Raw genomic sequence first — 14,994 nt, 5'->3', positions numbered from 1 at the left:
ACATGGCCCGCTTTAACGCCAACAGCCTCGGGGTGGCCCAGGAGATCATCGCCCGGTATCCAGTTCCCCGCTCTGCGCTCATTCCGCTGTTGCACCTGGCTCAAGAACAAGACGGCTACGTCACTGAAGACGCCATGGCCCACATCGCCGAGCTGGTGGGCGTGACCCCCGCCGAGGTGATGGGCACATGCAGCTTCTACGAGATGCTCAAACGGGCGCCAGTGGGCGAGTACATGGTCAACATTTGCAACGGCATCTCCTGCCACCTGCTGGGCTCATCCGATCTGATCCACCACGCCGAAGCCACTTTGGGGGTGAGGCCAGGCGGGACCACCGACGACGGCAAGATCACCCTCGAGGCCGTGGAGTGCATCGCCGCCTGCACCGAGGCCCCCTGTCTCCAGGTGAACTACCGCTACCGCAACCGGGTCACCGCCGACGACTTCGACCAACTGGTGTCGGAGCTGCGGGACGACACCGCCAAGGCGGCCCCCCATGGCCAGTTGGCCATGGTCCGCCAGCACATTGGCGACGACCGCCGGGCCGGGGTGTCACCCCCTAACGGCCAAGGCGAGCCGGCCTGGATGGCCCGCAACCCCTCCGACAACGGAGACGGCTCGTGAGCGCGCCCGCCCCCCAAGATCTGCGGATAATCACCTCCCGCTTCGACATCGAAGACGGCCACACCCTGGCCGGCTACGAGCGCACCGGGGGTTATGCCGGGTTGCGGCGGGCACTGGAGATGGCCCCCACCGACGTCCACAGCGAGGTTCGCACCGCCAGCCTGCTGGGCCGGGGCGGCGCCGGGTTCCCCGCCGGGGTCAAGTGGGGGTTCTGCCCGCCGGGGGTGTGGCCCCGCTACCTGGTGGTGAACGGCGACGAGTCCGAGCCCGGCACCTATAAAGACCGCTTGCTCATGGAGCGCGACCCCCACCAGCTCATCGAGGGCTGCCTGATCGCCTGCTACGCCCTCGGCCTGTCGCAGTGCTTCCTCTACGTGCGGGGCGAGATGGCTCACGCCCAGGAGCGGCTGGCCGCCGCCCTAAACGAGGCCTATGAGGCCGGCTACGTAGGCCGCAATGTGCTTGAGGCTCCCGATTTCTCGGTGGACATCACCCTTCATTGGGGGGCGGGGGCCTACATCGTGGGGGAGGAGACGGCCCTCATCGAGAGCCTGGAGGGCAACCGGGGGATGCCCCGGCTGAAGCCGCCCTATTTCCCGGCATCCATTGGCCTCTACGGCAAGCCCACCATCGTCAACAACGTGGAAACCCTGGCCAACCTGCCGTGGATCGTGTCCAACGGCGGGGAGGCGTTTGCCGCCATGGGGGCCGACAGCTCTACCGGTACCCGGGTGTTCGCGGTGTCGGGCCATGTAGCCACCCCCGGGGTGTTCGAGGTTCCCTTCGGCACCACCACCTTCCGCGACATCATTTTCGACCCCCGCTACGCCGGCGGCATGCGCCCAGGGCGCACCCTTAAGACCTTCATTCCCGGCGGCGCGTCAGCCCCGTGGTTCTTCGAGGAGCACCTCGACCTGCCCCTGGAGAAGACCACGGTGGACCAGGCCGGCTCCATGCTCGGCTCGGGGGCCATCGTGGTTATGGACGACACCACCGACGTGGTGAAGGCCTGCCACAACGTGGTTCGGTTCTTCGCCCGGGAGTCCTGCGGCAAGTGCACCCCGTGCCGGGAGGGAACCTCCTGGCTGGAGAAGATCCTTGGCCGCCTCCTGGCTGGTCAGGGCCGCCCCCAGGATCTGGACCTGCTCATGGACGTGTGCGACAACATCAGCCCCGGCATCAACTGGCCGCCCCGCCAGACCACCATTTGCCCGCTGGGTCCGTCGGCTGTGTCACCCATCGCCTCGGCTTTGGAACGGTTCCGCGGCGAGTTCGAGGCCTACCTGCCCGCCACTGCGGTGACCGTCTCGGGGGTGGCGTCGTGAGCGAGAACGAAGCCGTGGTGAATATCACCGTCAACGGCCAGCCGGTGGAGGCCAAACCCGGCGAGTGGGTGATCGCCGCCGCTGAGCGGGCCGGGGTGTACATCCCCCACTTCTGTTACCACCCCCGCATGAACTCGGTGGGCATGTGCCGTATGTGCATCGTGGACATCGACGCCGGTCGCGGCCCCGCCCTGCAACCCTCCTGCATGGTGGAGGTGAGCGAGGGAATGGTGGTGGACACCACATCCGAGCAAACCCGCAAGGCCCAAGACGGGGTGCTGGAGTTTCTGCTGCTGAACCACCCCCTCGATTGCCCGGTGTGCGACAAGGGCGGCGAGTGCCCCCTCCAAGACCAGACCATGGCCTACGGCCCCGGCGAGAGCCGGTTCGTAGAGGAGAAGCGTCACTTCGAGAAGCCCATCCCGGTGAACGATCTGGTGTACCTGGATCGGGAGCGCTGCATACTGTGCGACCGCTGCACCCGGTTCGCCGACGAGGTGGCTGGCGATCCGCTCATCACTTTCCAAGACCGGGGCGACCAAACCCAGGTGAACACCTTCCCCGACCTACCCTTCTCCTCCTACTTCAGCGGCAACACCGTGCAGATCTGCCCGGTGGGCGCCCTTACCGCGGTGCCCTATCGGTTCAAGGCCCGCCCTTGGGACCTCACCGAGGTGGAGTCCACCTATCCCAACCCGATGGGTGACCGGGTGGTGGTGCAGGCCTCCCGCGATCAGGTGCTGCGTTATCAGGGGGTGGACAGCGACGCGGTGAACTGGGGGTGGCTCACCGACAAAGACCGATTCGCCTTTGAGGCCACCGCCAGCGAACTGCGGCTGCACACGCCGCTGGTGCGGGGCACGCCACTGGGCCGACTCGACCCCGGCGGTTCCGAGCTGGTGGAAACCTCTTGGGGCCAAGCCCTTAGCCTGGCCGCCGACGCCATCAAGGCCGCAGTGGCCGACAAGGGCCCCCAGTCGGTGGCGGTGTTGGGCGGGGCCCGGCTGGCCAACGAAGACCAGTACGCCTGGGCGCGGCTGGCCAAGGGAGTGATCGGTACCGACCACGTCGACGCCCAGCTCGACGACGGCCTGCCCGCCGAAGGCGTGCTCGGCCTGCCTCGAGCCACCATCAACCGGGCCTGCACCCCCGGCGGCACCGTCATCCTGATGGCCCCCGACCCCAAGGAGGAGCAGGGCACCCTGTACCTGCGGCTCCGCCACGCCATCGTCAACGACGGCGTGCAGCTCATCGAGCTCACCCCCCGGGCCACCGGGCTGAGCCATCTGGCCGCATTCCGACTGCACCATCGCCCCGGCGAGGCCGCCGCCGTGGCTGCAGCCTTGATGGGCGGCGACATCGAGGCTGGACCCGACGGCGACATCGGTGGTGCTTCCGTTTCCGCCGTGGCCGCCGCCGCGGCGGCTATCGCCGACCGGGCCGAACAGCCCCTTACCGTGGTGTTGGGTCGGCCCTCGCTGGCCGAGCCGGCCGACTTCACCATGGATGCCGTGGCCGAGCTGGTTCGGTTTGCCAATCTGCTGAGCGCGGGCGGACGACCGGGCATCGCCTTTTTGCCCGTGCTGCACAGGGGCAACGTGCTGGGAGCGCTCGACATGGGCTTGGCGCCCGGGCTGCTGCCGGGACGAATCACCCTGGCCGACGGCGGACCGGCGCTGGCCGAGGCCTGGGGCTCGGTGCCCTCCAACCCCGGAGCCGACGCCCGCGGCATCCTGCAAGCCGCCGCAAACGGCCAAATCGACGTGCTAATCCTGCTGGGCGCTGATCCGCTGGGGGATTTCCCCCATCGAGAGCTGGCCGATGAAGCCCTCAGCCGGGTGGGCACCATTGTGGCCTCCGATCTGTTCTTGAATCCGTCCACCGTCCGGGCCCACATCGTGTTCCCCGCCGCCGGGTTCGCCGAGCGGCGGGGCACCCACACCAATCTGGAGGGACGGATCACGGGCCAGCGCCAGATTGTCACCCCGCCGGGCACCGCCCGGGCCGATTGGGCCATCGCCACCGAGTTGGCCCGCCAACTGGGCGTCGATTTCGGCTTCGGCGTCCCCGAGGACGTGTGGGACGAGATCACCCGGGTGGCCCCGTCGCACCGGAACCTGTCCATGGAGGCCATCGACGCATCCGACGACGGGGTGGTGGCAGCCGACAGCTCCATCGCCTTCACCCCGCCCGAACACGCCACGCCGGTGCCCCATGTGGATGCTTATTCCCTGCGGCTGGTGGCGGCGCGGCGCATGTACGACCGGGGCACGCTGGTCCAACACGCTTCCTCATTGTCTGGGTTGGCCCCCACCGCCGTCTTGGCTGTGAACCCCTACGATTTTGATCGCGTCGGCGTTGAACCGGGTGCCGATGTGCAGGTGATCTCCAACGCGGGCGAGATGGACATGCCGGTGGTGGCCGACCCCGGCGTGCCCCGCGGCACCGCGGCCTTCGGCTACAACTACCCCGATCTGGATGTGCGGGATCTCGTCGATCCCGATGCCATGGTCACCGACTTGAGGATCCAAACCCGATGACCGCGGCCCTCGGCCCGAGCGTTTTCGGCCTCGATCCCCTGTATATCGGCGGGGTGGGCTGGGCCGAGGTGCTCATCACTCTGCTCAAGGTGGGGGTGGCCTTCGCAGTGCTGCTGGTGGCCGTCATGTTGATGATCTGGTTTGAGCGCAAGCTCATCAGCGACATGCAGAACCGCATCGGCCCCAACCTGGCCGGGCCGTTCGGCATCTTCCAGACGCTGGCCGACGGCATCAAGCTGTTCTTCAAAGAAGACCTCATCCCCGAGCAGTCCGACCGGTTGGTCTTCAAGCTGGCCCCCTACCTGTCGCTGGTGCCCGCCTTCTTGGTGTTCGCCGTGGTCCCCGTGGGGGGCGACTTCAGCGGCGGCAACGGCAGCATCTCCTTGTTCGGCCACGAGACCTTCCTGCAAGTATCCGACCCGCCGGTGGGGATCCTGCTGGTGCTGGCCATGTCGTCGGTGGCTGTTTACGGGATCATGCTGGCCGGCTGGTCGTCGGGCTCCAAGTATCCGCTGTTGGCGTCGGTGCGGGCCTCAGCCCAGATGGTGTCGTATGAGGCCGCCCTGGGCCTGTCGCTGGCCGCAGTGCTGTTGAAGTCGGGCAGTTTGTCCACCAACCGGATCGTGGTCGAGCAGTCGATGTGGAACTGGAACCTGTGGGTTACCTGGGTGGTGCCCATGGTGATCTTCTTGATCGCGGCCACCGCCGAGCTGAACCGGCCGCCGTTCGACTTGGTGGAGGCCGAGCAGGAGCTGGTGGGCGGCTTCCACACCGAGTACAGCTCGATCCGGTTCGCCCTGTTCTATTTGGCGGAGTTCATGAACACCATCACCATGTCGGCCATCGTGGTGACGCTGTTCTTGGGCGGCCCCAATGGCCCCGACTTCACCACGGTGGGCTGGCTGTCGGGCCTGTTGTGGTTCTTCATAAAGCTGATGCTGTTCCTGTTCTCCTTCGTGTGGCTGCGGGCCACCCTGCCCCGCTTCCGCTACGACCAGCTCATGGACTTGGGCTGGAAGCTGCTCATCCCCCTGTCGCTGGGCTGGCTGCTAGTGCTGGCCTCCTATGACGTGGCTGGCGACCGGGGCTGGAACCGAGCCGCCGCAGTGATCGTGATGTTGGCCATCATGGCCGCCCTGGCCGGGCTGCTGGCCTTGGCCCTGCGAGCCGCCCGCCAACGCCGAGAGCTCGACCCCCAAGGAGGCTTCGCGTGATGGGATACCTCCGAGGATTCGCCGTCACCCTGCGCAAGATGCTCAAAGGCACCGAGTCGGGCCGGGTGGTCACCACCCAATACCCCGATGAGAAGCGCCCCAAGCCCGAGCGCTTCCACGGCCGCCACGTGCTCAACCGCTACGAGGACGGCATGGAGAAGTGCATCGGGTGCGAGCTGTGCGCTGGAGTGTGCCCAGCCCGCTGCATCTACGTGCGGGGGGCCGACAACCCGCCCGACGATCCGGTGTCCCCCGGTGAGCGCTTCGGCTACGTGTACGAGATCAACTACCTGCGGTGCATCCACTGCGACCTGTGCGTGGAGGCCTGTCCCACCGAGGCCATCACCGAGTCGAAGCTGTTCGAGTTCTCGTTTACCAACCGGTCAGACGCCATATACACCAAAGACGAGCTAGTGGTGGACGACGACGGCCGGCCCCAGCAGCTTCCCTGGGAACACTGGGAACCGGGAGACGACGAGCACACCTCGGCCTGGGTGCGGGCCACCTCCCCGTCGGGACAAGCCGCTTACGAGGGCCAGGTGGCCTGGTCGGGCGAACTCGGCTACGGCATCCGCTCACCGGAGCGGGGCCAGTCGGCTGAAGACGAGGCCACCGAGGACCACAGCCAGCACCATGACGACGACCAAGGAGGCCACCACTGATGGAGACCGCGGTCTTCATCGTGTGCGCGGCCATCGTGCTGGCCGGGGCGCTGGGCGTGGTGCTGGCTCGCAACCCGGTTCACGCTGCGCTGAGCCTGGTGGGGACCCTGTTCGGCATGGCCGTGCTGTTCTTGAACCTGGAGGCCCACTTCCTGGCCGCGGTGCAGATCATCGTGTACGCCGGTGCCATCGTGGTGCTGTTCTTGTTCGTGATCATGCTCTTGGGTGTCGACCGGCTGGAAGACCTGTCGGTGGAGCCCATCACCGGCCAGCGCACTCTGGCCGCTTTGGTGGGCTTGGGCACCTTCGGGCTGGCCGTGGCCTTCTTGGCTACCAGCGACATTGGCCTGGTGGGCCACACCAAGGTCTTGACGCTGGACATCACCGACCAGTACTCCAACCTGCACCAGATCGCCGACGTTTTGTTCACCGATTACGTGTACGCCTTTGAGGCCACCGCCGCCCTGCTCACCATCTCGGTGGTGGGCGCGGTGGTCATGTCTCGCCGCATGGCCAGAAGCGACGAGGCCCAAGAGAGCGCGGGGGACGACTAATGGTCACCGCCTCCTGGTACCTGATCTTGGCCGCCGCGCTGTTCACCATTGGCGCGATGGGCCTCTTGGTGCGGCGCAACCCGCTGATCATGTTCATGTGCGTGGAGCTGATGCTCAACGCCGTCAACCTCACCTTCATCACCTTCGGGCGGGAGCTCAACGACATCGGCGGGCAGGTGTCGGTGTTCTTCGTGCTGGTGGTGGCGGCCGCCGAGGTGGTGGTGGGCTTGGCCATCGTGGTGGCCATCAACCGCCGCCGCCCCCAGGCCACCGCCGATGACCTATCGGCGCTGAGGGGATAGCGCCGTCATGAGCACGCTTGTTGATCTCGTCTGGTTGATCCCCGCCTTCCCGCTGGCCGGGGTGCTGATCCTCATGGCCATGGGCCGCCGCTTGGGCGAGCCTCGGGCCGGTTGGCTGGCCACCGCCATGATGGGCGGCTCGTTCATCGCCACGCTGTTGGTGTTCATCGGACTCATCGGCCACGAAGGCGATGAGCGGGAGACGGTGGTCACCCTGTTCGAGTGGGTGCCCGCCGGGAAGCTGGCGGTGGACATCGGCTTTCTGGCCGACCCGCTGTCCATCACCATGGCCCTGTTCGTGACCGGCGTGGGGGCACTCATCCACCTCTACTCCATCGGCTACATGCACGGCGACGAGGGCTTCTCCAAGTTCTTCATCTATCTCAACCTGTTCGCCTTCTCCATGCTCATGCTGGTGCTGGGCGACAACCTGCTGCTCACCTTCCTGGGCTGGGAGGGAGTGGGGGCCTGCTCCTACCTGCTGATCTCGTTCTGGTTCACCGACGAGGCCAACGCCTCGGCCGGAAAAAAGGCGTTCGTCACCAACCGGGTGGGGGACTGGGGCTTCTTGGTGGCCATGTTCCTGGCGTTTTTGACCTTCGGGTCGCTCCAGTACGGGGAGATCTTCTTCGAGGTCGAATCGCACGGCGTGGCCGCGGGCACCGCGTCGGCCATCGTGGTGCTGCTATTGGTGGGCGCCGCCGGCAAGTCGGCCCAGTTCCCGCTGCACATTTGGTTGCCCGACGCCATGGCCGGCCCCACCCCGGTGTCGGCCCTCATCCACGCCGCCACCATGGTCACCGCCGGCGTGTACCTGCTCACCCGGATGAGCCCGATCATCGCCGAAGCCCACGGCTGGGTGCCCGACCTCATCATGTGGGTGGGTCTGGGGACCGCGCTGATGGCCGCCACCATCGCGGTGGCCCAAAACGACATCAAGAAAGTGCTGGCCTACTCCACCGTCAGCCAGCTCGGCTTCATGTTCGTGGCCGTGGGATCGGGGGCCTACGTGGCCGCCATCTTCCACATGGTCACCCACGCTTTCTTCAAGGCGCTCTTGTTCCTGGGGGCCGGGTCGGTGATCCACGGGATGGACGGCGACCAGGACATCCGCCGCTATGGCGGGCTGGCCCGGCTGCTGCCCATCACCTCGATGACCTTCGTGGCCGGCTGGCTGGCCATTGCCGGGGTGCCGCCGTTCTCGGGTTTCTGGTCGAAAGACGAGATCCTGGCCTACGCCTACGGCGAGAACAAGGTGCTGTGGTTGCTGCTGCTGGCTACCGCCATCCTCACCGCCTTCTACATGACCCGGCTGGTGCTTATGACGTTCTTCGGCCCGCCCCGCTGGGCTGGCTCAGAGGCCGATAGCACCGAGGACAAGCCCCATCGCCATCCCCACGAGTCTCCCTGGACCATGACCGTCCCGCTCGTTGTGCTGGCTGGGTTGGCCATGGTGGCCGGGGTGATCAACCTGCCGTTCGCCTCCGATGTCCATTTCTTGGGCAACTGGCTCAAGCCATCGCTGTTCGGCAACGAAGGCCATCTCCCCTTCGGCGGGGGCACCCAGTGGGTGCTGGCCCTCGTGGCTATCGTCGGCAGTCTGGGCGGGGTGTCGGCCGGGGCTGCGGTGTACATCCGCCGCCGGATCGACCCGGCCCGTATCGAGCACCCCTTCTTGACCCGCGCCTGGCGCATCGACGAGACCGTCACCAACTTCATGGGCGGCCCTGGCCGCCGGGCGTTTGAGCGCACCACCCAGTTCGATGAGCGGGTGGTGGACGGCGCGGTCAACGGCACCGGCACTCTGATCCGCCGGGCTGGTGCCCGGCTGCGGGTGTCGCAATCAGGCTTGGTTCGCAGCTACGCCCTGGGCATCGCCATCGGCGCGGTGGCGCTGCTGGCCTGGTTTATCTCGAGGGCGGGATTCTGATGGGCGGCTCCACCGTTCTTCCGGTCATCATCTTCCTGCCCTTGGTGGGGGCGGCGGCTATCGCGCTTATCGCCCCCTCCCGCGCGACGGTACTCAAGCCGGTGGCGGTGGCCACCTCCGCGGCCACCGGGGCGCTCACCTTGTGGCTCATGGGCGCCTTCGACAAGAACGATGGCGACTTCCAGTTCATCCAGCTCACCGAGTGGATCGGCTCAGCCGGAATCTCCTGGCACGTTGGGGTGGACGGCATCTCGCTGTTCCTGGTGGTGCTCACTGGACTGCTGTTCCCCATCGCCATCGTGGCCTGCGACCCGCCCCACGACGCCAAGGCCTATTACATCTGGATGCTGGTGCTGGAAACCGGCTGCCTGGGCGTGTTCCTGGCGTTGGATCTGGTGCTGTTCTTCCTGTTCTTCGAGGTCGTGCTGATTCCCATGTACTTCCTCATCGGGAAGTGGGGCCACGAAAACCGCAAGTACGCGGCCACCAAGTTCTTCCTGTTCACCATGCTGGGCTCGGCCCTCATGCTGGTGGGAATGCTGGCCCTAGCGTTGCTCGCCAAGGATTACAGCGAGACCGGCGAAATCACCTTCAACCTCATAGATTTGGCCCAGAGCGCCGGCGAGTTGCCCACCATCACCGCCCGCTGGATATTCCTTTCGTTTGTGCTGGCCTTCGCGGTGAAGGTGCCGCTCTTCCCGGTGCATACCTGGCTGCCCGACGCCCACACTGAGGCCCCCACCGCCGGCTCGGTGATCCTGGCCGGGGTGCTGCTCAAGCTGGGTACCTACGGGCTGGTCCGCTTCGGCCTGTACCTGTTCCCCGAGGCGTCCCAGTACTTCGCCCCGCTGCTGTTCACACTGGGGGTGATCGGCATTCTCTACGGCGCGGTGGTGGCCACCATGCAGCGCGACCTGAAACGCCTGGTGGCCTACTCCTCGGTGGCCCACCTCGGGTTCATCGTGTTGGGCATCTTCTCCATCAACACCGAGGGCATCGAGGGCGGGCTGCTCCAGATGGTGAACCACGGCCTGTCCACCGGGGCGCTGTTCTTGCTGGTGGGGTTCATATACGAGCGCCGCCACACCCGCCAGATCTCCGAGATGATCGGACTCCAGAAGGCCGCCCCGGTGCTGGCCGCGGTGTTCACCGTGGTGATGCTGTCGTCGGTGGGCCTGCCCGGCCTCAACGGCTTCGTGGGCGAGTTCTTGATCTTGGCCGGGGCGTTCATAGCCCACCGTTGGTGGGCGGTGGTGGCCGCCGCCGGGGTCATCCTGGCCGCGCTGTATCTGCTGTGGGCCTACCAGCGGGTGTTCCACGGCACCCCCGACGACGCCAACCGGTCAATGCCCGACCTCAACTGGCAGGAAAAGCTGGTCATGGTGCCGCTGGTGGGGCTCATCGTCTTCTTGGGGGTATATCCCAAGCCGGTGATCGAGCGCATGGAGCCCTCCGTCAACGCGTTGATCGAGCACATGGACAAAGTCGAGGGAATCGAATCGCCCACCGTGGGTGATCGGCCCGAGGGCAGCTTTGAAGAACTCCGCAAGCTCAAGGCCGACTACGGCGACGAGGGGGAGGGCCACTGATGCTCCCCATCCTCGCTGAAGCCAATTCGCTCGCCCAAGCGAACATCCCCGACATCCAATGGCTGCCGCTCATTCCCCACATAGTGATGGCGGGGGCCGCGGTGGTGCTGTTGACCATCGTGTCGGTGGCCGGTCGCCGGCTGCCGGGGTGGTTCGCATCGGCCTGGACAGCGGCCGCCGGGCTCGCAGTGCTGGCCACCGCCATTCCGGTGTGGATACGGGTTGACCAAGAGGGAGAATCCTCGACTATCGCCGGGTCGATCGGCGTGGACCAGTTCTCGGTGTTCATCATCGTGCTGCTGGCCTGCTCGGTGGTACTGACCGCGTTGGTGGCCGATGGCTTCTTGCACCGGGAGAGCCTCGACGGCCCCGCCTTCTACGTCTTGTTGATGCTGTCGGCCGCCGGTGGCATCACCATGGCCTCGGCCAACAACCTCATCGTGCTGTTCCTGGGCCTGGAGATTCTGTCGCTGGCGGTGTACGTGCTGGTGGCCATGCACCTGCGGAGGGCCGAATCGCAGGAAGCGGGAATCAAATACTTCGTGCTGGGCGCCTTTGCGTCGGCGTTCCTGCTCTACGGCATCGCCTTGGTGTACGGGGCAACCGGATCGCTCAACCTGGCCGGCATCGAGAGCATTCTGGGCAACAACGACCTAAGCGACAACGGCCTGTTGTTGGCCGGGATGGCCATGCTCCTGGTGGGGTTCGGCTTCAAGGTGGCCGCGGTGCCGTTCCATGCCTGGACCCCCGACGTGTACCAGGGGGCGCCGTCACCGGTGGTGTCGTACATGGCTGCTGGGGTGAAGGCCGCCGGATTCGCCGCTCTGCTCCGGGTGTTCTTTGGCGGGTTCTTGGGAGTGGCCGACGACTGGCAGCCGGTGATGTTTGGCTTGGCCATCGCCAGCTTGGCGGTGGGCTCGATGTTGGCCATTGTCCAGACCGACGTCAAGCGTATTCTGGCCTACTCCTCGATCAGCCACGCCGGGTTCATTCTCGTTGGCGTGCAGGCCGCCACTGATGACGGCGTGGCCAGCGTGCTGTTCTACCTGGCCGCCTACGCCGCCATGGCCATCGGCAGTTTCGCAGTGATCACCGTGGTGAGCGGCCCGGGCGACGAGGGCACCGGCCTCGACAGCCTGCGGGGATTGGCCACCCGTCGCCCGCTTCTGGCCGCCGCCTTCACGGTGCTGTTGCTCTCGCAGGCTGGCATCCCTTTCACCGTCGGGTTCTGGGCCAAGTTCGAGGTGATTACCGCCGCGGTGGACGCCCGCTCCTTCTGGCTGGCGGTGATCGCCATGCTGGCCGCGGTGGTGGCCGCCTTCTTGTACTTGCGCATCGTGGTGGCCATGTTCCTGGAGTCCCCCGATGCTGATGCTCCCCGCCTCAGCATTCCCCGCGGCCCGGCGGTGGCTGTTGCCATCGTGGTGCTGTTCACCCTGGCCTTCGGTATCTACCCCGAGCCCCTCCTCAACCTCGCCGACGACGCCTGGCTAAATCTCCGCCTTCACGCCCACTAACCCTTCCAGCGTTGGTGCTGAGAACCTCACTGGTAGCCTGAATCAGCCATTTTGGAAAGGAAGAACATGACCAAGCGCATTAGCGACAGCTACGGACGCGTGAGCCTCACTGTGCTGGCGCTGTTGCTGGTTTTCGGTCTGGTGGCTGCGGCGTGTGGCAACGATGACGATGATGGGGTGACAGGGCCGCCACCCAAGACCGAGCGGGACGCGTACACCAAGTGGTATGTGCAGCAGGCTGTAGATCGATACGAAGAGACTGGCCGACAGGCCACCATCGACTACTTCAATAACGAAGCCGGCACCGACGACCAGTGGTACATCTTCATCGCCGACGTCAACACGGGCATCACCGTGGCCCACGCCACCATTCCCTCGCGAGTGGGCGCCAACTCAAGCCAGCGAGTGGACATCACCGGTCACGCTTACGGTCCGTTGCTGTTTGCAGCGCCCGAGTCGGGGCACTGGGTGGACTACGTGTTCTACAACCCCCAAACCGACACCGGCGGTACCAAGCACACCTGGGCCATCCGACAGGACGACCTGATCTTCGCTTCCGGCTGGTACGAAGACTCCCATCCCGTTCCTCCCCCCACCAAAGCCGAGCCCGGCTCTTACACCAGAGCCTTCGTCGAAGACGCCATTTGGTTTTATGAGTCCAACGGACGCAGCGCCCTGATCGAGCACTTGCATTCTCCCGACAGCACCGACCCCCCCAGCGTGGACGGTCAATGGTACGGGTTCGCCTTTGACCTCGACGGCGTGGTGCTGGCCCACCCCACGGTTCCCGACAACGTGGGCCAGACCCTCCACGAGATTCTCGGTGGCACCCCCGAGGGCCTGGCTGCCGCTGATGAGATGGTGACCGCCACCGAGACCGGCAAGTGGGTGGACTACACCTATCTCAACCCCCAAAGCGGTCGGCAGGAGACCAAGCACACTTGGATAGTCAAACGAGACGACATCCTCATTGCCTCCGGGTGGTACGAAACCGGTTAGGTCCTACTGGCCACCCGGAGAGCGGTTCCGCAGCTAGGACGAGATCAGCCCCTCCTGGGGATGGGTCCAGGGCAGCTTGGGTACATGTTCGATCTGCTTGGGGCGGGGAAGAGGGATGTGGCCGATGGGGACGTCGATGACCACTGGTGCCTGCTGTTCGAGCGCAGTAGGAATCAAGGTTTCAAGGTCCATGGGGTCGTCTGCTCTCATGCCAATGGCGCCGAACGATTCGGCGAACTTCACGAAGTCGGGGTTGGCGAGGTCGGTTCCGTAGGAGCCGTCGAAAAAATCGTCGAGGTCGCGGGCCACGTTGCCATAGGCGTCATCTCTGAAGATGACGGTGGTGACGTTGATTCCGTATTTGATGGCGGTTGACAACTCAGATGAGTTGAACATTAAGCTGCCATCCCCAGCGAAGCACACCACTGGGTGATCCGGTTTGGCCAGTTTTGCTCCCAGCGCTGACGGGAACGCAAAGCCCAAATTGAACGAGTACCCAGAGTCGATGTAGGTGTTCGGATGGTTTACCTGCCAATGGGTTCGGGAATAGAAACCGAATTGGGTGACATCCCACACGGTGTATGCGTCTTCGGGAGTCCCCCGTCTGATTGCTTCCAAGATGGGGTACTGGGGTTCGTTGTCTCTGATGTCGTAGTAGGCGATCAGGCGTCGGGCGGCGGACACGGCTTGAGCAGGGGACGGGCGGTCTCGACACCCGGCTTCAACCAGAAGTGGCAAGAGAGAGTTGATGGTTGCTTTGGCGTCGCCGTGCAAAGGGATGGTGTTGTCTTGAATCCGGGTGAGGTCGAAGTCGTCGATGTTGATGTTCACGAGCGTCGACGACTCCCCGGCGGGGTTGCCCAAGGAAAAGCGGGTTCCAATCCCGATGACGACATCGGCGGTCTTCATAACGTCCAAGAGCTGATTCATCTCGTGCCGTTCACCGCCGGGGCTGACGCATGAGCCGTAGCACAAAGGATGGCTGTCGGGGATGGCGCCCTTTCCACCCCCCGATGTCACCACCGGGATGTTCGAGGCTTCGACTAATTCGAGGAGCGCCTGCTCTGCGCCGGAGAGGGCTACCCCGCCTCCGGCAACTATCAGGGGAAGTCGGGATTGCGAAATGGCCGAGGCTGCTTCTTGCAGCTGGTCGCGGCTGGGCATGAGTCGCGAGATAGAAGCGGGATCCGGTAGTTCGACTTCATCTCGTTCTACCAGGGCATCCGGTGGGCATTCGATGTAGGTCGGACGGGGGCGGCCGGTGCGCATTTGCTGAAATGCCTCGGATACGGCCGCGGGAATCTCTCTTGGAGTCAGGGCTTGCTGGCGCCATTTGGTGATAGGTCGCACGATGTCCATCTGGTCTTCGATCTCATGGACACCTCCCAGGTTCTTCCCTATCTGCCCTCGGGGAATTTGTCCGGCTATGAGCAACAACGGACTAGAGCGGGCGTGGGCCGTGGCCAATCCCGCAGCTGCGTTGTATATGCCGACACCGGGAACGACGAGGGCCACTCCCGGCACGCCCGACGCTCGGGAATAGCCGTAGGCCATGTAGGTGGCGGCCTGTTCATGCCGGGTGGTGACCATCCGAATGCCGGGCTCGTCGCGCAGCGCGGCCACAATCCCGTACATCTGGATTCCAGGTATTCCAAAGACGACTTCAACGCCCTCTCGGACCAGCGATTTTGCGAGAGCTTCCCCCCCGCTCAACTTCACCGGGTCATTCTTGCATCCGC

General features: G+C 65.2%; 12 protein-coding genes. 11 read left to right on the top strand and 1 reads right to left on the bottom strand.

Features of this window, described 5'->3' with window-relative positions; genetic code table 11:
- Positions 1-2: 2 nt before the first annotated feature.
- The 11 genes from nuoE to ACOQPI_RS17030 all read left to right on the top strand — a co-directional run bounded on the left by nuoE (position 3) and on the right by ACOQPI_RS17030 (position 13,255).
- Positions 3-623 (top strand): NADH-quinone oxidoreductase subunit NuoE, encoded by a 621-nt coding sequence (gene nuoE, locus ACOQPI_RS17080; protein WP_420620813.1) that lies wholly within the window; start codon positions 3-5, stop codon positions 621-623.
- On the top strand, positions 620-1,948 hold the full coding sequence (nuoF, locus tag ACOQPI_RS17075; RefSeq protein ID WP_420620812.1) for an NADH-quinone oxidoreductase subunit NuoF: 1,329 nt from the start codon (positions 620-622) through the stop codon (positions 1,946-1,948). The genes nuoE and nuoF overlap by 4 nt, the downstream gene beginning before the upstream one ends.
- Positions 1,945-4,488 (top strand): molybdopterin-dependent oxidoreductase, encoded by a 2,544-nt coding sequence (locus tag ACOQPI_RS17070; RefSeq protein WP_420620811.1) that lies wholly within the window; start codon positions 1,945-1,947, stop codon positions 4,486-4,488. The genes nuoF and ACOQPI_RS17070 overlap by 4 nt, the downstream gene beginning before the upstream one ends.
- Complete coding sequence (nuoH, locus tag ACOQPI_RS17065) at positions 4,485-5,702, top strand: NADH-quinone oxidoreductase subunit NuoH (protein WP_420620810.1); 1,218 nt, start codon at positions 4,485-4,487, stop codon at positions 5,700-5,702. The genes ACOQPI_RS17070 and nuoH overlap by 4 nt, the downstream gene beginning before the upstream one ends.
- Complete coding sequence (gene nuoI, locus ACOQPI_RS17060; protein ID WP_420620809.1) at positions 5,702-6,364, top strand: NADH-quinone oxidoreductase subunit NuoI; 663 nt, start codon at positions 5,702-5,704, stop codon at positions 6,362-6,364. The genes nuoH and nuoI overlap by 1 nt, the downstream gene beginning before the upstream one ends.
- Entirely contained in the window at positions 6,364-6,918 is a 555-nt protein-coding gene (locus tag ACOQPI_RS17055) for an NADH-quinone oxidoreductase subunit J (protein ID WP_420620808.1), read from the top strand. Before nuoI ends, ACOQPI_RS17055 begins: the two co-directional genes overlap by 1 nt.
- Entirely contained in the window at positions 6,918-7,220 is a 303-nt protein-coding gene (gene nuoK / locus ACOQPI_RS17050; protein ID WP_420620807.1) for an NADH-quinone oxidoreductase subunit NuoK, read from the top strand. Before ACOQPI_RS17055 ends, nuoK begins: the two co-directional genes overlap by 1 nt.
- Before the next feature lie 7 nt (positions 7,221-7,227).
- Positions 7,228-9,150: an NADH-quinone oxidoreductase subunit L gene (gene nuoL, locus ACOQPI_RS17045; RefSeq protein ID WP_420620806.1), complete on the top strand. Its 1,923-nt coding sequence runs from the start codon at positions 7,228-7,230 to the stop codon at positions 9,148-9,150.
- Positions 9,150-10,739: an NADH-quinone oxidoreductase subunit M gene (locus ACOQPI_RS17040; RefSeq protein WP_420620805.1), complete on the top strand. Its 1,590-nt coding sequence runs from the start codon at positions 9,150-9,152 to the stop codon at positions 10,737-10,739. The genes nuoL and ACOQPI_RS17040 overlap by 1 nt, the downstream gene beginning before the upstream one ends.
- Positions 10,739-12,256 (top strand): NADH-quinone oxidoreductase subunit N, encoded by a 1,518-nt coding sequence (locus ACOQPI_RS17035; protein ID WP_420620804.1) that lies wholly within the window; start codon positions 10,739-10,741, stop codon positions 12,254-12,256. The genes ACOQPI_RS17040 and ACOQPI_RS17035 overlap by 1 nt, the downstream gene beginning before the upstream one ends.
- Before the next feature lie 66 nt (positions 12,257-12,322).
- The gene (locus tag ACOQPI_RS17030; RefSeq protein WP_420620803.1) at positions 12,323-13,255 is read left to right on the top strand and encodes a cache domain-containing protein; all 933 of its coding nucleotides are present in this window, start codon (positions 12,323-12,325) and stop codon (positions 13,253-13,255) included.
- A 33-nt stretch (positions 13,256-13,288) separates the two neighbouring features.
- On the opposite strand, the gene ACOQPI_RS17025 is transcribed toward ACOQPI_RS17030, so the two are convergent.
- Complete coding sequence (locus tag ACOQPI_RS17025; protein WP_420620802.1) at positions 13,289-14,974, bottom strand: thiamine pyrophosphate-binding protein; 1,686 nt, start codon at positions 14,972-14,974, stop codon at positions 13,289-13,291.
- Between the last annotated feature and the right edge of the window lie 20 nt (positions 14,975-14,994).

This window comes from Candidatus Poriferisocius sp., from assembly GCF_965219815.1.
Classification (GTDB): Bacteria; Actinomycetota; Acidimicrobiia; order Acidimicrobiales; family Bin134; genus Poriferisocius.
Note: the sequence above shows the minus strand (reverse complement) of the source record. Positions and strands in the feature narration are given on the sequence as shown.